18 protein-coding genes are annotated in these 20846 nt (G+C 68.2%); 2 read left to right on the top strand and 16 right to left on the bottom strand.

Features of this window, described 5'->3' with window-relative positions:
* Positions 1 to 31: 31 nt before the first annotated feature.
* The 3 genes from ABEU20_RS09730 to ABEU20_RS09720 all read right to left on the bottom strand — a co-directional run bounded on the left by ABEU20_RS09730 (position 32) and on the right by ABEU20_RS09720 (position 3267).
* A complete protein-coding gene (locus ABEU20_RS09730; protein ID WP_420164212.1) occupies positions 32 to 1000 on the bottom strand; it encodes a restriction endonuclease in 969 nt (322 codons plus the stop codon).
* A 122-nt stretch (positions 1001 to 1122) separates the two neighbouring features.
* The gene (locus tag ABEU20_RS09725; RefSeq protein ID WP_420164211.1) at positions 1123 to 2559 is read right to left on the bottom strand and encodes an FAD-dependent oxidoreductase; all 1437 of its coding nucleotides are present in this window, start codon (positions 2557 to 2559) and stop codon (positions 1123 to 1125) included.
* A gap of 123 nt (positions 2560 to 2682) precedes the next feature.
* Positions 2683 to 3267, bottom strand: a complete 585-nt coding sequence (locus ABEU20_RS09720) for a TetR/AcrR family transcriptional regulator (RefSeq protein ID WP_420164210.1) — start codon at positions 3265 to 3267, stop codon at positions 2683 to 2685.
* Between the two features lie 142 nt (positions 3268 to 3409).
* Here ABEU20_RS09720 and ABEU20_RS09715 point away from each other — a divergent pair, with 142 nt between their 5' ends.
* Positions 3410 to 4510 carry a hypothetical protein gene (locus ABEU20_RS09715; RefSeq protein WP_420164209.1) on the top strand — a complete coding sequence of 367 codons (1101 nt, stop codon included), beginning with the start codon at positions 3410 to 3412 and terminating at the stop codon, positions 4508 to 4510.
* Positions 4511 to 4574: 64 nt separating this feature from the next.
* Here ABEU20_RS09715 and ABEU20_RS09710 read toward each other — a convergent pair whose 3' ends face one another.
* Complete coding sequence (locus ABEU20_RS09710) at positions 4575 to 6191, bottom strand: amidohydrolase (RefSeq protein ID WP_420164208.1); 1617 nt, start codon at positions 6189 to 6191, stop codon at positions 4575 to 4577.
* 185 nt (positions 6192 to 6376) lie between these two features.
* Here ABEU20_RS09710 and ABEU20_RS09705 point away from each other — a divergent pair, with 185 nt between their 5' ends.
* Positions 6377 to 6598 (top strand): PLDc N-terminal domain-containing protein, encoded by a 222-nt coding sequence (locus ABEU20_RS09705; protein ID WP_420164207.1) that lies wholly within the window; start codon positions 6377 to 6379, stop codon positions 6596 to 6598.
* On the opposite strand, the gene ABEU20_RS09700 is transcribed toward ABEU20_RS09705, so the two are convergent.
* From ABEU20_RS09700 to ABEU20_RS09645, 12 genes are all read right to left on the bottom strand, one after another.
* The gene (locus tag ABEU20_RS09700) at positions 6599 to 7081 is read right to left on the bottom strand and encodes a class F sortase (RefSeq protein ID WP_420164206.1); all 483 of its coding nucleotides are present in this window, start codon (positions 7079 to 7081) and stop codon (positions 6599 to 6601) included. It lies immediately after the preceding gene.
* Between the two features lie 186 nt (positions 7082 to 7267).
* Entirely contained in the window at positions 7268 to 11113 is a 3846-nt protein-coding gene (locus tag ABEU20_RS09695) for a beta strand repeat-containing protein (RefSeq protein ID WP_420164205.1), read from the bottom strand.
* 350 nt (positions 11114 to 11463) lie between these two features.
* Positions 11464 to 12123 carry an SDR family NAD(P)-dependent oxidoreductase gene (locus ABEU20_RS09690; RefSeq protein WP_420164565.1) on the bottom strand — a complete coding sequence of 220 codons (660 nt, stop codon included), beginning with the start codon at positions 12121 to 12123 and terminating at the stop codon, positions 11464 to 11466.
* 106 nt (positions 12124 to 12229) lie between these two features.
* Entirely contained in the window at positions 12230 to 13855 is a 1626-nt protein-coding gene (locus ABEU20_RS09685) for an acyl-CoA synthetase (protein ID WP_420164204.1), read from the bottom strand.
* Between the two features lie 28 nt (positions 13856 to 13883).
* Positions 13884 to 15146: a hypothetical protein gene (locus tag ABEU20_RS09680; protein WP_420164203.1), complete on the bottom strand. Its 1263-nt coding sequence runs from the start codon at positions 15144 to 15146 to the stop codon at positions 13884 to 13886.
* Positions 15140 to 15691: a Cif family virulence factor gene (locus ABEU20_RS09675; protein ID WP_420164202.1), complete on the bottom strand. Its 552-nt coding sequence runs from the start codon at positions 15689 to 15691 to the stop codon at positions 15140 to 15142. The genes ABEU20_RS09680 and ABEU20_RS09675 overlap by 7 nt, the downstream gene beginning before the upstream one ends.
* A gap of 49 nt (positions 15692 to 15740) precedes the next feature.
* Complete coding sequence (locus ABEU20_RS09670) at positions 15741 to 15935, bottom strand: ferredoxin (protein ID WP_420164201.1); 195 nt, start codon at positions 15933 to 15935, stop codon at positions 15741 to 15743.
* Between the two features lie 2 nt (positions 15936 to 15937).
* Entirely contained in the window at positions 15938 to 17365 is a 1428-nt protein-coding gene (locus ABEU20_RS09665; protein ID WP_420164200.1) for a cytochrome P450, read from the bottom strand.
* Positions 17362 to 18162, bottom strand: coding sequence for an SDR family oxidoreductase (locus ABEU20_RS09660; protein WP_420164199.1), 801 nt, complete (start codon positions 18160 to 18162; stop codon positions 17362 to 17364). Before ABEU20_RS09660 ends, ABEU20_RS09665 begins: the two co-directional genes overlap by 4 nt.
* Positions 18162 to 19367: a cytochrome P450 gene (locus tag ABEU20_RS09655; RefSeq protein ID WP_420164198.1), complete on the bottom strand. Its 1206-nt coding sequence runs from the start codon at positions 19365 to 19367 to the stop codon at positions 18162 to 18164. Before ABEU20_RS09655 ends, ABEU20_RS09660 begins: the two co-directional genes overlap by 1 nt.
* A 4-nt stretch (positions 19368 to 19371) precedes the next feature.
* Entirely contained in the window at positions 19372 to 19932 is a 561-nt protein-coding gene (locus ABEU20_RS09650) for a TetR/AcrR family transcriptional regulator (protein WP_420164197.1), read from the bottom strand.
* Between the two features lie 50 nt (positions 19933 to 19982).
* A complete protein-coding gene (locus ABEU20_RS09645) occupies positions 19983 to 20840 on the bottom strand; it encodes a mycofactocin-coupled SDR family oxidoreductase (RefSeq protein ID WP_420164196.1) in 858 nt (285 codons plus the stop codon).
* Positions 20841 to 20846 lie beyond the last annotated feature (6 nt).

Raw genomic sequence — 20846 nt, 5'->3', positions numbered from 1 at the left:
CCGTCAGTCACATCGGTGACTTCGGTATCACTCAGCTCGACTCGAGACCCGCGAAGAATCCGGTGTTGACTGCGACGTCCTCGACGACGCGGGTCCGGGTCTGTACGCCCAGTCCGTGCTCCTTGAGCAGCTCACAGAGTCGATCCCCGTCGATGAGATCCACGGGCGGTGCACCGTCGCGCCGCGATTCGGCGCGGGCCTCGCTCGTGAAGGTGGCCGTCGTGATCAGTAGGCCCTTCTCGCCCCGACCCGCCATCGCGCCGCGCAGGTCCCGGACGGCCCCGGCACCGACGCTGCCGCTGACGCGCTTGCACTGGAACGCCACCGGGAAGCTCAGCAGCGAGATCTGGCACATGCCGATGCCGTCGATCCCGCCGTCGGCGGTCCGTCCGGTGATGGTCGCCGTGGAGAACCCCGCTTCGCGGAGCAGTCGCTGCGTCAGACGCTCGAACGCGGTGGACGACATTGCGAGCACCGCTTCGAGCACCGTCGACTTCCAGGCGGCCGCGTCGGCCTCGCTGTAGACCTGATCCGGCGCGGCGTCGGTCTCGGCGTCGGCGAGCGGAAGCACTTGCGCGTCAGGCGTATTGGCCTTACGACTGAGCCGCTGGCGGCGCTTGTCGGCAGTGAACGCCAGCAGCAGCGGCCGCAACTCGGGTTCGGTGACCGCACGCCCCTGCTTGGTGACGCTCCACACCGCACGCCGACTGTTGGCGAGCAACCCCATACCTTTGAGATAGGTTCGCGCCCAAGCCAACCGGTACTCCACTTCGGTGCCGGGCCCTTCGCCGTGCAGGATGCCCTGCAATTCCGGGGACCAGCCCTCGCGCTCCACCACGGCACCGTCGAGTTCGTTGTTCGACGCCGATCCGCCCAACGCGATGAGCGCCTGGAGCGTGGGCCACAGCAGTTCGGTGTAGGGCGGCAGTTGAGCGATCAGCTCCTGCTGACCGGCGACGCCGTCACGCCGTGGCTCCTGTTCCTGCACACCCGCTCCCATCCGCGCCGTCCGTCGGTGGCCGCTCGACACGAGATCGGCCAGCCGACCTGGATGTTATCGGGTATCGCATCCTCCCCCGAATCCGGTGGTTCCGCCGGAGCGGCGGAACCACCGGTGCCCGGTCAGACGCGGGCAGCGGCCTCCCGGCCGGCCACCCGGCCGAACGCGAGTGCGTCGCCGATGTGGAATCCGCCGTCCTTGCGCCAGCTGTAGGTCGAGCTCACCTCACCGGCGGCGTACAGACCGTCGATGGCCTCACCCCTGGTGTCGAGGACACGCGCCCGTCCGTCGCGGCGCGGGCCACCGTTGCTCCAGCCCAGCAACGGCGTCACGTCGAGCACGTAGAACGGGGCCTGCACCACCGCACCCAGAGTCTCCGGGTCGCGCCCGAAGTGGTCGTCCCGGCCCGCCGCGCAGGCCGCGTTGTACTGCTCGACGGTGCGCTCGAGCGTCGCCGCGTCGACCCCGACGAGGACGGCGAGCTCGGCGATCGAGTCGGCGCGGCGAATCCAGCCCTTCTCGATCTCCGCGCTGTTGTCGACGCTCCAGCGACTCCCGTTCATCAGCAGGTTCCAGCCCACCGGGAGGACGTCGGGGGTCGGGCTCAGCGGACCCGCCGTGCGCATCTGCTCATCGAAGATCAGGTGGAAGGGGCGCAGCGGGAACAGTTCGTACGCACCGCCGCGAGCGGTGTGACCGTGCTTGGGTTCGGCGGCCTCGTCGGTGAACCGGCGCCCGTCGCCCGACACCCAGAGGTAGTTGTTCGCGTTCCACAGAGCCAGGTAGTGCCCGAACTCGTCGTCACCGCGCACGCCGGTGATGGTCATCATGTTGTCCATGTGCCACAGGTCGGCGCCGACGGCCTGCGCCATGCGGTGACCGTCGCCGGTCGAGGCCGGCGACCCCCACAGCACGTGATCCTCGACGCGCAGGTAGTCGCGCACCATCGTCGGGTCGGCCGCGAATCCGCCGGTGGCCAGCACGACGCCGCCCCGCGCGCCGATCCGGCGTCGTCCGCCAGGACCGTCGACCACGACGCCGACGACGGTGCCCTCGTCGACGATCAACTCGACGGCGGGTGTACCGAACCGGGTCTCGATGCCGCGCTCGGCGAGGGCACCGCGCAGGAACTCGTGGAGCAGCCCGTTGCCCATGCGGCCGCCGAGGGTGTCCATGCCGGCATAGCAGTCGCTGCCGTCGAGCTCGAGATATTCGGGCTCCGTATGGTATTCGCCGCTCATGGCGACGTCCGCCCCGAGCTTCTCGAGCCACGACGAGATCTCGGCCGTCTCGGTCGCCCACGCGTCCACGACATCCTCGGCGACGGGGAACGGGCCGTTCAGTGAGCGAAGGAAGATGCGAGCCCGCTCCGGGTCACGGTTGACCCACCAGCCGCTGCCCGAGACGCGCGTGTTCCCGCCCGCCGTCGCCTCGTCGCACTTCTCGACCACCAGCACCCCGGCACCGGCCTGGTGAGCCGCGAGCGCGGCCGCGGAACCGGCCGCTCCCGATCCCACCACCACGATGTCGTATTCCTCGTCGAAGCCCGCAACACCCACGTCTGCCCCTCTCGATCGATGTGACCCGGATCGCCATTCGCCATTCGATGTGATCCACGACATCCTCACCGGTACGTGGGCCGGGCGCGCCCCGGGTCCCGCCCAACGGGAGGGCCGCTCCGGTCAGCCTTCGACGAGGACCTGCAGGGCTGCGCCGTAGCGGTCGACGATGTCGTCGATCGGCGCGGACCGGAGCCACGGACTCTCCATGACGTACAGCGCGGCCATCAGCCCCGACAACTGCGCGGCGAGCAGGTGCGCACGCAATTCCGCATCCTCGCCCGCCAGCCTCGGAGCGAGCGGGGCGATGATCATCTGATCGATCGCCTCCTGCAGGTGCTCGCGCACGACGGGGCGGTCGGACGCGCGCACCAGGGCCGCATAGACGGCTGTCGGCTTGTCGGCCTGCCGGCGGCGCGTGCGGCGGACGACGAAATCCACCAGCGCCCTGCCCAGCCCGTCCAACGGGCCCTCGACGACCTCGACGAAGGCGTCGGACATCGTCATCGTCCGGACGAAGAGTTTCTCCTTCGATCCGAAGTAGCGGATCACGAGCGCCGGATCGACACCGGCATGCCGCGCGATGTCGCGCACTCCGGTGGCGGCGAATCCCTGCTCCGCGAACAACTCCGCGGCGGCAGCCTGAACCGCCTCCCGGTTGTGCGCACTGCTCGCACGAGCGTGGGGTTCGGGTGTCTCGACGGTCATCGATCGTCCTTCGTTCGGAGTGTCCGAGTCCAACCTTGCCGCACACCCTATGTCAACAGTGTTGACAACTCCGTGTCAACACTGTTGACTTACCGGCCGTCAACACTGTTGACGTTTTGTCGTTCCAGGAAGGCCGATGCGGATGCCAAACACTCACGATCAGCGCCACCAGGAGTGGAGCCAGGCCATCGAGGCCGATACCGAAGCGATCGCTCCCGCGCTCCACCTCGATCACGGAACGCCCGACGGCTCCGCCGCCGGTCGGACCCCGTGGCGCACCGTGGTGGAGTCGATGGTGTTTCCGCTGTTCTTCGCAGTGATGTTCGCGCTCTGCTACGTCAGTGCGTTCCACAACCCGGCGCCGCGCGATGTGGAGGTCGTCGTCGTCGGACCCGAGGCCGCCACCACCGCGCTGGTCGACCGGCTCGCTCCGACCGTCGGCGACAAGTTCGCGCTCGAGACCGCCACGGACGCCGCGGGGGCAATCGATCGCCTGCAGAACCGCGAGATCGCCGGCGTCATCGAACTGGGGCCGACGATGAATCTGCACGTCGCGTCCGCCGAGGGCACGATGCGCGTGCAGGCGGCCGAGGGACTGGCCCAGCCGCTCGCCGCCGCCCAGGGCGTGGACTTGAACGTCGTGGATCACGCGCCGCTCGCCGCGGACGACCCGACGGGCACCGGACTGTTCTATCTGGTCATGGTCAGCACGATCGTCGGTTATCTCACGATCACCGTGCTCTCCCAGGTGGCACCGCGAATGCGTCTGCGCCAGCAGCTCGGCGTGCTGGGGGTGATGTCGGTCGTCGGCGTGCTCGCGGCGTACCTGGTCTCGGCCATCTTCGTCGGCTTCTACGGCGCGTCGTTCGCGGCGAGCCTCGCGCTGCTCGCGGTGGTCGTGGCCTACACGATCGCCGTGGGGTTGGTGAGCATCCTCGTCAACCGGGTGTTCGGCAAGGCCGCGATCATGGTCGTGATGGTCCTGATGATCTTCGTGAACTTCCCGAGTGCGGGCGGTGCTTTCCCCGCCGACTTCCTGCCCGGATTCTGGTCGGCGCTGAGCCACTTCTGGATCGGCGCCGGTGCGGTGGATGCGGCCCGCTCGATCGTCTACTTCGGCGGCACCGGCGTGGGCCACGGCCTGCTCGTGATCACCGGCTGGTTCGTCGTCGCCGCGGCGCTGCTGGGCCTCACCCAGCTTCGCAAGCCCAAGCCCGAGGCACCGCAGCACCTGGCGAGCTGACCTCACTCGCACTGCTCGAAACGAGAGCGCCGCCCGACACTTTTGGGCGGCGCTCTCGTTTCGATCAGCTGAGGCTGCCGTGCACCGTCGTCCCCGCGAACACCGTGGCCTGCACCTCGATGTCCGCGAGCCGCTCGGGATCGACCGCGAGCGGATTCTCCGACAGCACGACCAGATCGGCGTGCATCCCCGGCTTCAGCGCACCGATGGAGTCGTCACTGAACAGCTGCCACGCCGCGTCGACGGTCTGCGCGCGCACCGCCGCCCCCACCGGGATGCGCTCGTCGGGCGCGAGCACCCGTCCGCCGCGGGAGCGCCGATTGACCGCATCCGCGATGTTGCGCAGTGGATCGGTCGGGGTGACCGGGCCGTCGTTGTGGAACGAGATGCGGTGACCGGCGGCGAGGGCCGACCCCGCCGCGGCCCAGTGCCCGCCGTGCTCGGCACCGAACAGGTCGTCGACCAGGACGTCGCCCCAGTAGTAGAGGTGATCGACGAACAGGCTGCAGGTCACCCCGAGGTCGGCGGCACGCCGGAACTGGTCCGGGCGCATCGCGCCGACGTGTTCGAGGCGCAGCCGGTGGTCCTTGCGCGGACTCGCCGCGAGCATCTGCTCCCACGCGTCGAGGACCATCGTGATCGCCTCGTCACCGTGCGCGTGGCACGCGATCTGCCAGCCCTGTTCGAAGTACGGGGTGCTGATGTCGAGGATCTGCTCGCCCGTGTAGTTGGCTCCGCCGTGGCTGCACGCCATCCCGAGCGCGCGCGTCGCAGGGGTGTCGAGGTAGGTGAAGCTGAGCGCGATGTTGCCGATCCACGGCGAACCGTCCGACCAGATCTTGATCCCGACCTGGCGCACCAGATCGTCGCCCGCGCCCGGTTCGAGGTCGGATCCGCGGGCGGGGCCCGACATCTCGTACAGCCGCAGGCGCGTGGTGAGCGCCCCGGCCTCGGCGGCCGCGGCGAGCGGCTCCCGCATCGCGGGATCGAACGCCATCTCGCTCACGGTGGTGACGCCGGCAGCGTTGAGGCGCGCGGACTCGGCCGCGATCAATTCGGGAAAACGTCCGGCGGCCGACGCCAGCACCGGTCCGGCGATCGCGATGACGGCCGCCGACTCGTACGCGACCCCGGTGAGGTCACCGGTCCGACTGTCGCGCCCGAAGCGGGCGCCCTCCGGATCGGGGGTGTCGTCGGTGACTCCCGCGGCGGCAGCGGCCGTCGAGTTGAAGTAGGCGGCGTGCCCCGAGTTGTGCAGGATGATCAACGGCTTGTGCGGCGACTGCCCGTTCATCCACTGCAGAGTCGGCTCGTCGAGCCCCTTCTGCAGCAGCGGATCCCACCCGTTGAGGACCGCACCCTCGGGGCCGGCTTCGGCGACGGCCTCCGCGATCGCGGCGAGCACGCCGTCGGCGTCGGGGATGGTGACGGGCCGGATGTCGACGACGGGCTCGCCCAGCAGGACTGCCTCGTTCAGCGGATGGCCGTGCGCCTCGATGAATCCCGGCATGATGCAGGCGTTTCCGACGTCGTGCACGGCCGTCTCGGGGCCGATGAGGTCGGCGACGTCGGCATCGGATCCGACGACGACGATGCGCCCGCCCTCCACGGCGATGGCGGTCGCCCGCGGATTCGTGTCGTCCATCGTCAACACGTCACCGAACAACACCAGGTCAGCCATCGCCACTCTCCGATCCGTTCCCGGCTTTCGGCGGCCGGTTCTCGCCCGACAGGGTACCGACCGGGCGTTCTCTTCGCGCGTCGTACGCGTGCGCACCGGCCTCGTCGTGTCCCCGTGAGGTAGGAAGGACACAGGGCGTCCGAGCAGTGCGGACGCCGCCCGGTGGACACGGAAGGGACGAGCACATGGCGAAGCGCAAGTGGGCCGAACTGAGCCCGGTAAAGCGCGCGCTGATCATTGCTGCGGGCTCGGTCCAGTTGAGTCTGGCCGCGAGCGCGTGGGCGGATCTCGCGCGTCGGCCGCGCGACCAGATCAACGGCAGCAAGCGTAGGTGGGCCGCACTCATCGCCGTCAATTTCGTCGGTCCGCTGTCGTACTTCCGGTGGGGACGTCGCACGTCGGCGTGATCACTGGGGGCCTGTCGTCGACGGCGCGCGCTCCTCGACGAGGTCCGCGAAGACGACGGTGTTGTCACGGTAACTGCGTGCTGCGGTGTCGAATTCGCCGCCGCACGTGATCAATCGGATTCCGGGGTGGTCGATGTTGCCGTACACCGCGGCCGTCGGGAACTCCGCCTTCGCGTAGCGATCGACCCGCGTCACACGGAACACGGCCGTGACACCGTCGGACCGGACGGTGTCGATGCGGTCACCCGGCGCCAGTTCGTGCAGGCGTAGGAACACCCCGGGTGCACCGTCCCAGTCGACGTGGCCGGCGAGGATTGCGGGCCCGAGTTCCCCGGGAACCGGTGAGCCGGAATACCATCCGGCCGGGAATGCCCCCGGCGGTACCTGCAGTGCGCCGTTCGGTTCCAGCCCGAGGTCGACCAGGTCGGTGTCGACCCCGATGGCCGGGACGACGAGACGGTCGGGACGAAGCGTGGTGGCCACCGGATCGGCGACGACCTGCGACGTGGGTACCGACGTGGACCGAGACCGGTCACCGGCTTCCGTCGCGGTACATCCGGTCAGGAGGCTGCCGCACGCGAGAAGGCTAACGAGGACGGCCGACAGGCCGGTGCCGGATGTTCTCCGGTACCGGCCTGTCGGGTTGTTGCTCACCTGGGGACCCAACGCCTACTGCTTGCGGCGGTGCCGTCCGGTGGCCGCCGCCGTTCCGGCGGTGGCAGCGAGGAGCAGCGCGGTGCCGAGAAGCAGTCCACGCCCGGCAGTGTCGCTCGGGTCGCCCTTGTCACCGGCCTCGACGCCGCCGACCGGCACCGCAGAGATCTGGGCGCCTGCCTGTGCCGCAGCGGGAGCGCTGATGTTCTGCACAGCAGCGTCGGCACCACCTGCGGCTTGAACGGCGATCGGCTGGGCGATGTCGATCCCGCCATTGCCCTCGGCTTCGGCGCCCGCGCCGCTGCCGACGTTCCCGTTCGCGGCGAGGGTGCTGCCGAGTGCGGCTCCTCCGGCGAGTGCGCCGCCGAGTGCGGCGCTGCCGAGCGGAGCCCCGGCTGCAACGGCGCTACCGACGGTGAGCCCGCCGACTACCGCGCTTCCCAGCGCTGCGCTGCCGAGGTCGGAGCTACCGGCCTCTCCGCCACCGGTGCTGCCGGCGTCACCGGCACCGTTCGATCCGGCGTCACCGCTGCCGTTGACCGCAATGCTGCCGAGACCCAGCGCCGCACTTCCGAGGACGGGAAGCGCCAGGCTACCGAGGTCACCTCCGGCGCTGCCGTTCTCTGAGCTTCCCGCCTCGGTTTCGCCGAGGCTGCCCAGACCGAGGCTGCCCAGCGCAAGATCCGTCAGGCTACCCAGCTCCAGATCGCCACTGCCAGCAGTCAACTCACCACTACCGGTCTCGACGCTGCCCGAATCGCTCCCCGAGTCACTACCGGAACCGAGGTCCGCGAGGCTACCGAGGTCCAGGCCCGAGCTACCCGCCTCCGTCCCGCCCGCGCTACCCGCATCACCCGTCGAACCGAGCGCAGCAGCGCTACCGACCACAGGCAGAGCCAAACTACCGAACGGAAGCGCCAAACTACCCAGCACCACCTCGCCCAGGCTGCCCAAATCCAGATCACCACTGCCCGCGCTCAGCTCACCGCTGCCGGTGTCACTACCGGAATCACTCCCCGAGCCCAGACTCCCCAGCGCAAGATCCGCGAGACTACCCAAATCCAGATCGCCACTGCCGGAGCTCAACTCACCACTACCGGTGTCAGCGCTGCCCGAATCACTCCCCGAGTCACTACCGGAACCGAGGTCCGCCAGACTACCGAGATCCAGGCCCGAGCTACCCGCCTCCGTGCCGCCCGCGCTACCCGCATCCCCCGTCGAACCGAGCGCAGCAGCGCTACCGACCACAGGCAGAGCCAAACTGCCGAACGGAAGCGCCAAACTACCCAGCACCACCTCGCCCAGGCTACCCAGATCCAGATCACCACTGCCCGCGCTCAACTCACCGCTGCCGGCGTCGCTACCGGAATCACTGCCCGAGTCACTCCCCGAACCGAGATCAGCGAGGCTACCGGTCGGAAGACCCAAGCTGCCCAGCGTCAGATCCGCGAGACTACCCAAATCCAGATCGCCACTGCCGGAGCTCAACTCACCACTACCGGTGTCACCGCTACCGGTCTCGCCGCTGCCGGAATCGCTGCCCGAGTCACTCCCCGAACCGAGGTCCGCCAGACTACCGAGGTCCAGGCCCGAGCTACCCGCCTCCGTGCCGCCGGCGCTGCCCGCATCACCCGTCGAACCGAGCGCAGCCGCGCTACCGACCACCGGCAGAGCCAAACTGCCGAACGGAAGCGCCAAACTACCCAGCACAGTCTCGCCCAGGCTACCCAAATCCAGATCACCACTGCCAGCAGTCAGCTCACCGCTGCCGGTCTCGACGCTGCCGGAATCACTCCCCGAGTCACTACCCGAACCGAGATCAGCGAGGCTACCGGTCGGAAGACCCAAGCTGCCCAGCGTCAGATCCGCGAGACTACCCAAATCCAGATCGCCACTGCCGGAGCTCAACTCACCACTACCGGTGTCACCGCTACCGGTCTCGCCGCTGCCGGAATCGCTGCCCGAGTCACTACCGGAACCGAGGTCCGCCAGACTACCGAGGTCCAGGCCCGAGCTACCCGCCTCCGTGCCGCCCGCGCTACCCGCATCCCCCGTCGAACCGAGCGCAGCAGCGCTACCGACCACAGGCAGAGCCAAGCTACCGAACGGAAGCGCCAAACTACCCAGCACCACCTCGGCCAGGCTACCCAGATCCAGATCACCACTGCCAGCGGTCAACTCACCACTACCGGTCTCGCCGCTGCCGGAATCACTGCCCGAGTCACTCCCCGAACCGAGATCAGCGAGGCTGCCGGTCGGAAGACCCAAGCTGCCCAGCGTCAGATCCCCGAGACTACCCAAATCCAGATCGCCACTACCAGCGGTCAACTCACCACTACCGGTCTCGCCGCTGCCCGAATCACTCCCCGAGTCACTACCCGAACCGAGGTCCGCCAGGCTACCGAGATCCAGGCCCGAGCTACCCGCCTCCGTCCCGCCCGCGCTACCCGCATCACCCGTCGAACCGAGCGCAGCAGCGCTACCGACCACAGGCAGAGCCAAACTGCCGAACGGAAGCGCCAAACTACCCAGCGCCACCTCGGCCAGGCTACCCAAATCCAGATCACCACTGCCAGCGGTCAACTCACCACTACCGGTCTCGCCGCTGCCGGAATCACTACCCGAGTCACTGCCCGAACCGAGATCAGCGAGGCTGCCGGTCGGAAGACCCAAGCTGCCCAGCGTCAGATCCGCGAGACTACCCAGATCCAGATCGCCACTGCCAGCGCTCAACTCACCACTACCGGTGTCACCGCTACCGGTCTCGCCGCTGCCGGAATCGCTGCCCGAGTCGCTGCCCGAACCGAGGTCCGCGAGGCTACCGAGGTCGAGGCCCGAACTTCCCGCCTCCGTGCCGCCGGCGCTGCCCGCATCCCCCGTCGAACCGAGCGCAGCAGCGCTACCGACCACAGGCAGAGCCAAACTGCCGAACGGAAGCGCCAAACTACCCAGCGCAGTCTCGCCCAGGCTGCCCAGATCCAGATCACCGCCGCCCGCGGGGATGTCCAGGCTTCCCGAAGCCAACTCGGCCAAGCTGCCGAGATCGAGAGTGGGGTCGGCGCTTCCGGCCGTCAGGTCCGAACTGCCCGCGCTACCCAGATCGATTCCGGTACCGAGATCGCCCAGACTGCCGGCCCCGAGATCGGCGCTGCCCGCAGGGAGCCCCAAGCTGCCGAGGGCCAGGTCTGCCAGGCTCCCGAGGTCGATTCCACCTTCGCCCGCGCTGCCCACTGCCAGCTGCGCCAGGGCCGCCAGGTCGATGCTGCCGCTGCCCGAGGTGAGGTCGGTCAGACTGCCCGTGTCGCTGCTCCCGGACGCATCGCTCCCGGTCTCGCCGCTCCCGCTTCCGACCTGGCCGGCACTGCCGGCGGCCAGGTCGCCGATCGCTCCGAGGCCGAGTTCGACGCTGCCCAGCCCGAAATCCCCTTCGCTGCTGCCGGATCCGGAATCGCTACCGGTGTCGCCCACGCTGCCGCCGCCTGCGTTCCCCAGGCTTCCCACACCGAGATCGGGCACGACATCCGCCACACTGCCGACGTCCACGCCGCCACCGCCGAGGCTGCCGGTACCCAGGTTCGCGAGGCTACCCAGCGCCACCTGCGCGAGGTTCGCCAAGTCGAGGTTGCCTGCGCTGCCGGCGTCGATGCCGCCGTTGGCGCCGCCCGGTCCTGCCGTGCTTCCGACGCCGGCGTCACCGTTGCCGCCGATGCTGCTGCCCAGACCCGAGAGCCCCCCGTTCGCACCGCCGTTCGCGGTGCTGCCGAGCCCGTTCTGGGGTGCGGGCTGGGCCTGGCCGACCGCCGGGCTGGCAATCGTCAAAGCCCCGACCGCGGTGGCCGCGACCATGATTCGGCTCTTCATCCGCAGTGTTCTCAAGTTCCGGGCCCTGTGGGTAGACATCGTTCCTCATCCTCCTCGATCGGCATGCCAGCGACGCACAACAAACACCCAGCCGCATGAAGACAGAAAACCGGCGAAGAACGCCCCCCGAAAAATCCGTCAGACCCCCATCTGAACGGATAGCAAACCCCCAGCCACATGCATACAGGCGTGGTCAAGATAGCATCTCGAACCTATCTCGAAAACTGTTCCATTCGAGGCCAGCGCCAGAATTCCATTCGCATCACTAATCAAATCGGGCAGTACCCGCGGCCCAACTGCAGGTTTTCCTCGGGAACAGCGGCGTACCGCTGGAGGATTCACCCCGATATTCACCCTGCGAGACAGAACCGCTGGAAGACCAGCATTTTTCCTGTAACGCCGGAGCCCGACAACGCGATCACCCGCGCACACGACCGGCTATCCCCCGCGCACGAAATCCGCGATCTCGTCAATTTCCCAAGGCTCCGCGGACCCGTGATCTCGCCACGCCAGCACCCGCGGGTGGGAATTCTCGAACTCGCCGAGGAGGCAACCCGAGCCCGCGAATACTCGTCCGGTGATGTCCTTCGACAGTTCGGAGACGAGGTAGGCGTACAGGCGTGCGACGTATTCGGCCGGGGCAGGGAGCCGTGGTACATGGCATCACTGAGCAGTCCGCGACGATGGAGCATCTCGATCTGTGCTCGATAGTCGGGGCCGGACCCGCCGTAGCAACCGAGGTAGGCGTACGAACTGGTGGTGACGATCGCCCCACCACCACGGGCGACGAAATGCGGAGCGGCAACCCGGCACGCCCGGAACGTGCTCGTCAGGTGGGCGTCGATCAGATCGGCCCAGTCGTCGAACGCGATGTCGAGAATCGAGGACCCGGGCGGCTCCGCCACACCGGCACAACAGATCAGCGCTGTGACGTCGCTGAACTCGGCCAGCCCCGCCGACAGCAGGCCCTGGGCCACGTCGGCGTCGGCCGCCGATCCCGGTACGCCGATCGCGCGACCGCCCGGCCGATTCCCCGGCTCGAACCGGTGACGATCACCGCGCCGTCGCCGAACGTGCTCGCGCGCAATCCATCCCTCCGCTCCGCGACGTCCGGGCCTAGTCGAGCCGGTAGGCGTGGCTGTGCGCGGCCGCGTGCGCTTTGGCCCACCCGTAGTCGGGCTTGCCGCTCGGGGTGCGTACCACCTCGTCGGCCATCCAGTAGGTCCGCGGGATCTTGTAGCCGGCGAGCTGGCTGCGGGCGTGCTTCTCGACCGACTCGAAGTCCGGTTCGACGCCGTCGCGCACCCGGACGACGGTGGCAACCCGGTTGCCCCACCGGTCGTCGGGTATCCCGATGACGATCGCGTCGTAGATGTCGGGGTGCGCCTTGACGACCGCCTCGACCTCCTCGGCGAAGACCTTCTCACCGCCGGTGTTGACGACCATGTTCCCGCGCCCCAGCAGGGTGATCGAGCCGTCGTTCTCGATCCGCGCGCGGTCGCCGGTGACGACCGCGCGTCGACCGTCGACCTCACGGAAGATCTCGGCGGATCTGACGGGATCGTTGTAGTACCCGACGGGGACGTTGCCGAGCTTCGCCAGCCACCCCTCGGCCCCGGAGCCCGGCGCGAGAATGCGGTTCTCGTCGTCGACGACGACCGAGTACTTGTTCGGCCCGACCTTCGGACCGCCGTGCTGCTCGAACCCCTTGGTGGCGAATCCGATTCCACCGAAACCGGTTTCGGACGAGCCGACGGAATCGGAGATCATCAGATTCGGCATGACGTCGAAGAAGGCGTCCTTGACCGCGGCGGAGAACAGCGCCGCGCCGGACGCGAGCACGGCCAGGCTCGACGTGTCCCGGTTCTGCTCGCGGTAGGCCTCGACGAGTGGCCGACCCATCGCGTCGCCGGTGATGACCATGACCTGCGGCCGGTGCTCCGCGACGACCTCCCACACCCGGGCGGCGTCGAACCTCGGCTCCATGATGACGGTGTTGCCGGTGAAGAACGCGGTGAACGTCGGCATCATCGCCGACGTGTGGATCAGCGGCGGCAGCATCACCCAGCGCATCGCCTCGCCGGCGGCCACCCCGCCCCGGGACTGCTGGAACTCGTCGGCGATCGGCTCGCCGGTGTAGAAGTCCAGCCCGCCGCCCAGCACCCGCCAGATGTCCTCGTGCCGCCACACCACGCCCTTCGGGCGACCGGTGGTGCCACCGGTGTAGAAGATGTAGTGATCGTCGGGGCTGCGCTTCTCGAACCCACGCTCCGCGCTGCCCCCGGCCAGCGCGTCCCGGTACGCCACGGCTCCGGGCACCTCGCCCTCGTCACCGTCGGCCAGCGCGTCCGGAACCGAGAGGAGGTGCCGGATGCGCGGGACGTCGGGCAGGACCTCGGCGACCCGGTCGGCGAAACCCTGATGGAACACGAGTCCTTCGAGATCCGCGTTGTCGTAGAGATAGCGCAGCTCGTCGGAGGTGTAGCGGTAGTTCACGGTCACCGGGATCGCGCGGAGCTTGAACGCGGCGAGGATCACGACCATCGTCTCGATCGAGTTGTGCATGTGGACACCGATGTGGGCTCCCGCACCGAAACCGGTGTCCTCGAGGTGGTGTGCGAGACGGTTGGCTCGTTCGTCGAGTTCACGATAGGTGACCTGCTCACCGGTGACGATCATGGCGACACGATCGGACATCGCGTCCACCGAATGCTCGAACAGGTCAGCGAACGTATAGGCCATGCGGTTGTCCCCTGTCTGGGTCGGGCGATCAGATCACATAGAGCGGCAGCGGAATTCCACGGTCTTCGAAGGAGAATGCGGCTCCGGTGCTGACCTTGGTGATCGCGACCTCGACGCATTCCGGCGCGGGCTCGTCGGTGACGTCGACGACGACGTGCAGTCCTGCGTCATCGTCACCCGCGACCCGCACCGTGAAACGTGGATTGACACCGCGCACCAGGGCCTGCAGCGCCTCGAGGTGTCCGGCGTCGACCAGCGTGGGCCATCCGCCGTCGATATCGACGAGCCCGCCCCGCCGGATGACGAACGACAGCTGCTCGCCGTCGAAACGGAGATCACTGTCCACGTACTGTTTCGGGTTCAGCAACGGGTGCAGCGACAGCACGGCCGTGAGCCCCTCCAGGTCGCTCGGCAGGCCGAGTGCGTCACGGATCCGCTGCGCGGTGACGCCGGCGATGCCGGTGAGCTGCTTGCGGGTGATTTCGCGCGCCTTGTCCTCGTCCACCCGCTTGCGGACGGCGATCAGGAAGCCGAGGGCCAGCAGGTGCTGCTGCAGACACACCTCCTCGGCGATGCGGACGAGCGCCGACTGGGAGAAGTCCCGGAACCGCAGGTCCGACAACAGCGGTCCCGCGTAGTCGTGGTTGCCGTCGCCGCCGGTGTCGATCGGGCTGAGTTCCACGGTGTAGGCGGCGGTTCGGCCGATCTGCTCGGTGTGCGGCTGCATCGTCGGCGGGACGTGGGCGTCGTCGATGATCACCGTCCACGCGCAGTGCGGGTGCCGGTCCGCCGGCCGGCGCGGCGGACGGTGGAGCGGCCGGACCTGCGCATACGAATTGGTGGCCAACGCGGTGGCGTCGAACGTGGGGTCCTCGATGTCGTGACACATCGCGGTCACGTACTCGTCGCCGAGCGGTTCGACATCCATCAGTGCACCGCAGTGGTCGAGCCAGAACTCGCCGTGGTGCGGATCGTCGACCCGGAAGCGGAAGTCCATGAACTGCGGCGGTGCCCCGATGTCCAGTTGCAGACCCTTGAAGATGGTGACGACGTCGTCGCCTTCGTAGCGCAGCGCGCGCTGCATGCGACGGGTGTACCAGGGGCTCGACGCCTGCCATTCCTCGATCGCGACCTGCGCCATGCCCTCCCGCCCGAACTCGACGATGAGGTGGGCCATTCCGGACCGGTCGATGAGCTGGCCGCACAGCAGCAGCTCCGGGACCAGTGTCGCGAGGTCGGCTCGCGACAGCGCCGCGAACGAGCGCGACGGGTGCGTCTCGGTGCTCACCACAGCGGGACCGGAGCCTGTCCGGCCGGGTACCAGCCCGGCAGCTTCTCGCCCGAGATCGAGCGCTGGATGCGGGCCTGCATGCCGGTGGAGAGCGCGTTGTTCCGGATCATCTCCATGAACAGTGCCGAGACGTTGCCGAAATCGAAGAAGTCCCGCTGCCAGGACCACTCGAAGTTCCCGGCGTACCGGAACCAGCTGCCCCCGATGCCGTACACCGAGTAGTTGGTGCCGTCGGGGCGCGCGGCGTCAGAGATCTGCTTCCACAGACCGATCACGTTGCCGCTGCGCTCGTCGATCACGAACTCCTGGTACGGATACTCCCAACCCTCGAGCCCTTGCATCTCCAGTCCGAGCGCGACGTCGCGGATCTCGTCCCGCCCGACCGCCATGAAGTCCTGCTTGGGGCCGTAGTTCCAGCCGTAGGTGGCGTCCTCGGTGTAGAAGTCCGCCAACGGCTTCCAGTCGCCTGCCGCCTCGGCCTTCTTGTTGGCGTCCACCCAGCGCTGGACCATCTCGTCCAGTTCACCGCGGTCGAATCCGGTCATGCTGTCGTCTCCTTCGATAGTCCTGGTGTGGTACGAACGCGAAATCTCGTCAGTCCTCGGCGATTCGTAGAGCCTGGGTCGGGCAGTACCGGACGGCGTTCTCGACGTCGGCCCGCAACGCCTCCACCGGGTTCGCGTCGCGGACGGTGACCTTGCCCCGCTTGGGTACCTCGAACACGTCGGGCGCCTCCATCTCGCACGCGGCATGCCCCTGGCAGAGGTCGAGGTCGGCTTCGACACGCATGATCAGGCCTCGCTCGTGTGGGCGACCGGGCACTCCGTCGGCGCCCCTGTTGCTGCGGCCGCCCCGACGGATGCCGCCCGCACGGTGCGCCGGCGGTAGCGGACCCGGCACGGTTGCTGCAGCTGCACCACCATCTTGCTGTGGTCGTTGCGGTACGAGTCGGCCGGTTGCGCCATCTCGAATTCGTAGTCGCGCAGCAAGATCGAGAAGATCGCCTTGAGCTGCATCTGCGCGAACGCCGCTCCGACGCAGCGGTGCCGGCCGGCGCCGAACGGGATCCACGTCCAGCGATTCGCGGTGTCCTCCTGGTTGGGGTCGATGTACCGACCCGGATCGAACGAATCGGGGTCGGGAAAGTCCTCCGGGATCCGGTTGGAGATCGCCGGTGTGGCCGCCACCAGGTTGCCCTCGTGGATCGAGAAGCCGCCCACCTCGAAGTCGCCGCGCGCGACGCGGAGAAGGATGATCAGTGGCGGGTGCAGCCGCAGGGTCTCCTTGATCACGGCCTCGAGGACCGGGATCTGTCGCAGCGCATGGAAACTGATGTCCGCACCGTCGGCGTACAACTCGTCGAGCTCGGTGGTGACCTGCCGCATCGTCTCCGGGTGTCGCAGCAGCTCGATCAGCGACCAGGCCGCGGTACCCGAAGTGGTGTGGTGACCGGCGAACATCATCGAGATGAAGATGCCGGTGATCTCGTCGGCACTGAACCGCAGGTTGCCCTCGTCGTCCTTGATCGAGACCAGGACATCGAGCATGTCCCGGTCCTCCTTGCCGCGAGGAGGGTTCGCGATCCGGCCGTTCATGATTCCCTGGACCAACTCGACGAGCGCGACGCGGGCGGCGTCGCGGCGACGGAAACTCTCGATCGGGGCGTACGGGTCGACGAACGCGATCGCGTCGGTGCCCTGCTCGAGTTCGTGGTAGAGCCTGGCGAACCGGTCGTCGAGTTCGTCCCGGAACTTCTTGCCGATCAGGCACGCCGAGGATGTGTAGATGGTCAGTTCGGCGAAGAACTCGAGCAGGTCGATCTCACCCTCGTCGCCCCAGCGGGACACCATGTCCTCGACCTCGATGCCGATGGTCGTGGCATGCCCGCGCATCTGTTCGCCGCGCAGCGCGGAGTTGTGCAGCATCTCGGAGCGTCGTTCGGGGCTCGCGTCGAACACCACACCCTCGCCGAAGATCGGCTTCATGAACGGATAGGCGGCCTGCTGATCCAGGTCCTCGTCGGAGGAGCGGAAGAAGAACTCGTTGGCCTCGGCCCCGGTGAGCAGGACGACGTCGCGATCGACCAGCCGGAAGACCCCTACGTCGCCGCACTCCTCACGCACCCGGCGCATCAAGGCGATCGGGTCGGTGCGCAGTTCCTCGAGGTGACCGTGTTCGTGGACGCCGCCGGAGACGCGGGGCGGATCGGGCAGGGTCATTTCGTCTCCTCGGAACTCGGAAGGGGCGCGAGTGGCGCCTCGGGCTGAACCTCGATGAGCACGAGGTGGACGCCGCGGGGGGCGCCCACCACCGCGGAGACGGCGTTCGCCATGTCCGACGCGCGCAGCATGTAACCGTGGCGCGCGAATCCCCACTTGCCCCACAGCTCGGCGACCGGAGCGAGGATCTCGGGGGTGGAGTTCATGCCCATCCCGGTGAAGGTCGGCCCCGGACGGACGATCGAGGCGCGAATGCCGGTGCCTTCGAGCTCCATTCGCATCTGCCGACCCATCGCCTCGAGGCCGGCCTTGGCGGCATCGTAGGCGCCCATCATCGGGCGCTGACGGTCGGCGCAGTCCGACCCGATGAGCACGAAGTCGCCGCGTCGGCGTTCACGCATCCCGGGCAGCACCCGGTGCGCGAGCCGCTGAGCGCCGACGAGGTGCACGTCGATCTGCTTCGCGAAGCTGGCCGGATCCATCTGGTCGGCAGCACCGAACTCGAGGTCGCCCGCACCGGAGACGACGATCTCGGCCGGGCCCAGGGCCTCCTCGGCGGCCGTGACGAACGCGTCCACCGAGGCGTCGTCGGTGACGTCGAGGAAGTGGGCGAACGCCTCTCCCCCGTTGCTGCGGATCTTGTCCGCGATCGCCTCGGTCTCCGCGACCCGGCGGGCACCGAGCGCGACCGGGTGCCCCAGGTCGGCGAGCGCGTACGCGACGGCCTCGCCGATTCCGGACGACGCGCCGCTGACCAACGTCGGCCTGCGGGTGGGGTTGGGTTCGAAACGGGGCATCAGCGCACCTGCACCTTCATCGGCAGGGCCGCGAAGCCCCGCACGTTCGTGGAATGGACACGTTCGATTCCGGACTCGTCGACCTCGAAATGCTTCACCCGCTTGGCGAATTCGGCCAGGGCGATGTTCGCCTCGAGCCGTGCGAGGTGTGCGCCGAGGCAGAAGTGCACACCGCCACCGAAACTGACGAGTTTGTTGGTCGAGTCCCGGCCGATCCGGTAGCGGTCGCCGTTCTCGAACACGTCCTCGTCGCGGTTCGCGGACCCGATCAGCAGCAGCATCTTCTCCCCCGCCGGAACAGTCTGCCCGTAATACTCGAGATCCACGGCGGTGGTGCGGGCGACGATCTGGCTGGAGGTGTCGAATCGCAGCGTCTCCTCGACCCAGTCCGTCACCCGCTCCGGATCGTCGAGTACCTGCGCGACCTCATCGGGATGGTGCGCGCCCCAGTACGCCGCGTTGCCGAGCAGCTTGGTCGTCGTCTCGTTGCCGGCGACCACCATCAGGAACAGAAACCCGAGAACCTCCTGGTCCGACAGCTTGTCGCCGTCGATCTCGGCGTCGAGCAGCGCCGACGTCAGATCCTCGGTGCGCGAGCGACGACGGTGCTCGATCATCTCCTTGTAGTAGGTCATCAGGGTCAGCGACGCCTCCACCGACGCCGGCGGCACGTCGAGGACGCCGTCCTCCCGGTGCACCACCAGGTCCGCGAGCCGCCGAAGTTCCGCGCGGTCGGTCTCCGGCACGCCCATCAGTTCGGAGATGACGTCCATCGGGAGCTTGCCCGCGACCTCGGCGATCCAGTCGAATTCGCCGGCCTCCAAAGCCGGTTCGAGGTACTGCCGGGTGAGTTCGAGGATCCGCCCGTCGAGCTCGGCTACGCGGCGCGGAGTGAATCCGCGGGAAACCAACTGGCGCAGGCGCGCGTGCCGCGGGTCGTCCATCGCGAGGAACGACATCACCAGGTGCGCGTGCGGCCCGTACGCGGCGGGGTCGAGGGAGACCCCGTTGGCACTCGACAGCCGGGTGCTGTCGCGAAACGCCCGCAGGACATCGGAATGGCGAGACAGTGCCCAGAAACCGATCTCCGGATTGTGGTAGATCGGGGACTCGTCGCGTAGCCGCGCGTAGATCGGGTACGGGTCGTCGTGGAAGTCGTAGTCGTAGGGATTGAAGACCACCGGGTCGACCAGCGCTTCGGTCATGTGTTCACTCCAGAATCATTGTGGCGGAACGCTCCAACTGACCGGCGAGGTCTTCGTAGGAGCCGTAGCCGATGCCGGCCCGGAGCAGCGCTCCGGCGTACAGGAGGTCGAGGGTCTCGAGAAGTTCGGGATCGGCGGGCTTCCCCAGCGCCTCCTCGATGCGACCGCGGATCTCGATGCCGATCCGCACCCGCAGGTGCTCGACGTCGGGATCGCTTCCGAGGAGCGCGTTGGTGACGGCGCTCGACAATCCCGGCTCGTCGGCGAGCAGGAGAGCGATACCGCGCAGCACCGCGACGACGCGGCCGGTCCGGTCCAGCCCGTCGGACTCGGGCCGCGGCGACTGCGAGAGTCTGCGCCAGAACACCTCCGCGACGAGGTGCTCCTTGGACGAGAAGTAGGTGTAGGCAGTGGCCGGCCCGACGCCAGCGCGCGAGGCGACCGCGCGGACGGTGAGGCCGGCGAAGTCGTCCTCCCGCAGGACCTGCACCGCGGACTCGCACAGTCGGTCGACAGTATCGGCCTGCTTCGGCGTCAGACGCCGGCGCGTGGACTCGAAACTCATACTAGACACATGTCCGGACACTACTACAGATTCCTGTCCATCGGGAGTGGTCACAGGCCGATCTTCATGCCGGCACCGGCGTCGATTCGCAGCTGCTGCCCTGTGACGTAACGAGACTCGTCCGAGGCCAGGTATACGACGGCATGCGAGACGTCCTCCGGTTCGACCCACGGAATCGGCATCGACTGCATGAACGGGAACGTCAGCGCGGCATCCTCCGCGGTGGGGTTCTCGAGGTCCGGCCGGAAGGTCTTGTACATCGGTGGACTCTGCAGCATGTCGGTGTTGCAGTTGGTCGGATGAATCGCATTGACCCGGATCGAACCGGGCCCGAGCGTGAGAGCCAGCGAATTCGTGTAGGCCTGGATCATCTTCTTGGCCAGGCCGTAGCCGTCACCACCCGGCCCCTGGAGCGCCTGCTGCCCGTTGAAGCCGGTCTGCGGCACGAGGCCCGCGACCGACCCGATCGCGATCACCGAGGCCCCCTCCCCCAGGTACGGCAGGGCGGCGTGCACGGTGTTGACGACGCCGACGAAGTCGACGTCGAACGCGTCGACGAACGCCTGCGCCGGCAGATGCTTGCCGAGCGGACAGATGCCCGCGTTGGCCACCACGACGTCGAGGCGCCCCAACCGCGCGACCGCGTCGGCGAGGTGCGCCTCGAGCGAGGCCCGGTCGCGGACGTCGACCTTGGCGGTGACGACCCGGCGGCCGGCCTTCTCGACCATCCGCGCGGTCTCGTCCAGATCCGCCTCGGTGGCGAGGGCGTACTCGTTGGTGCCGATGTCCGCACAGACATCGAACGCGATGACGTCGGCGCCCTCCTCCGCCAATCGGATTGCATGGCTACGCCCCTGCCCCCGGGCGGCGCCGGTCACCAGGACAACCTTGTCGGCAACTCTCTTCACGACTGC

The organism is Rhodococcus parequi, assembly GCF_046042785.1.
Classification (GTDB): domain Bacteria; phylum Actinomycetota; class Actinomycetes; order Mycobacteriales; family Mycobacteriaceae; genus Prescottella; species Prescottella parequi.
This window is presented reverse-complemented; position numbering and strand designations above follow the sequence as displayed.

Bases quoted from the DNA above. Each gene is read 5' to 3' on its own strand.
- ABEU20_RS09730 (WP_420164212.1), bottom strand. From the start codon at position 1,000: ATGGGAGCGGGTGTGCAGGAACAGGAGCCACGGCGTGACGGCGTCGCC.
- ABEU20_RS09695 (WP_420164205.1), bottom strand. From the start codon at position 11,113: ATGAAGAGCCGAATCATGGTCGCGGCCACCGCGGTCGGGGCTTTGACG.
- ABEU20_RS09715 (WP_420164209.1), top strand. From the start codon at position 3,410: ATGCCAAACACTCACGATCAGCGCCACCAGGAGTGGAGCCAGGCCATC.
- ABEU20_RS09670 (WP_420164201.1), bottom strand. From the start codon at position 15,935: ATGCGTGTCGAAGCCGACCTCGACCTCTGCCAGGGGCATGCCGCGTGC.
- ABEU20_RS09710 (WP_420164208.1), bottom strand. From the start codon at position 6,191: ATGGCTGACCTGGTGTTGTTCGGTGACGTGTTGACGATGGACGACACG.
- ABEU20_RS09665 (WP_420164200.1), bottom strand. From the start codon at position 17,365: ATGACCCTGCCCGATCCGCCCCGCGTCTCCGGCGGCGTCCACGAACAC.
- ABEU20_RS09655 (WP_420164198.1), bottom strand. From the start codon at position 19,367: ATGACCGAAGCGCTGGTCGACCCGGTGGTCTTCAATCCCTACGACTAC.
- ABEU20_RS09705 (WP_420164207.1), top strand. From the start codon at position 6,377: ATGGCGAAGCGCAAGTGGGCCGAACTGAGCCCGGTAAAGCGCGCGCTG.
- ABEU20_RS09660 (WP_420164199.1), bottom strand. From the start codon at position 18,162: ATGCCCCGTTTCGAACCCAACCCCACCCGCAGGCCGACGTTGGTCAGC.
- ABEU20_RS09685 (WP_420164204.1), bottom strand. From the start codon at position 13,855: ATGGCCTATACGTTCGCTGACCTGTTCGAGCATTCGGTGGACGCGATG.
- ABEU20_RS09650 (WP_420164197.1), bottom strand. From the start codon at position 19,932: ATGAGTTTCGAGTCCACGCGCCGGCGTCTGACGCCGAAGCAGGCCGAT.
- ABEU20_RS09675 (WP_420164202.1), bottom strand. From the start codon at position 15,691: ATGACCGGATTCGACCGCGGTGAACTGGACGAGATGGTCCAGCGCTGG.
- ABEU20_RS09720 (WP_420164210.1), bottom strand. From the start codon at position 3,267: ATGACCGTCGAGACACCCGAACCCCACGCTCGTGCGAGCAGTGCGCAC.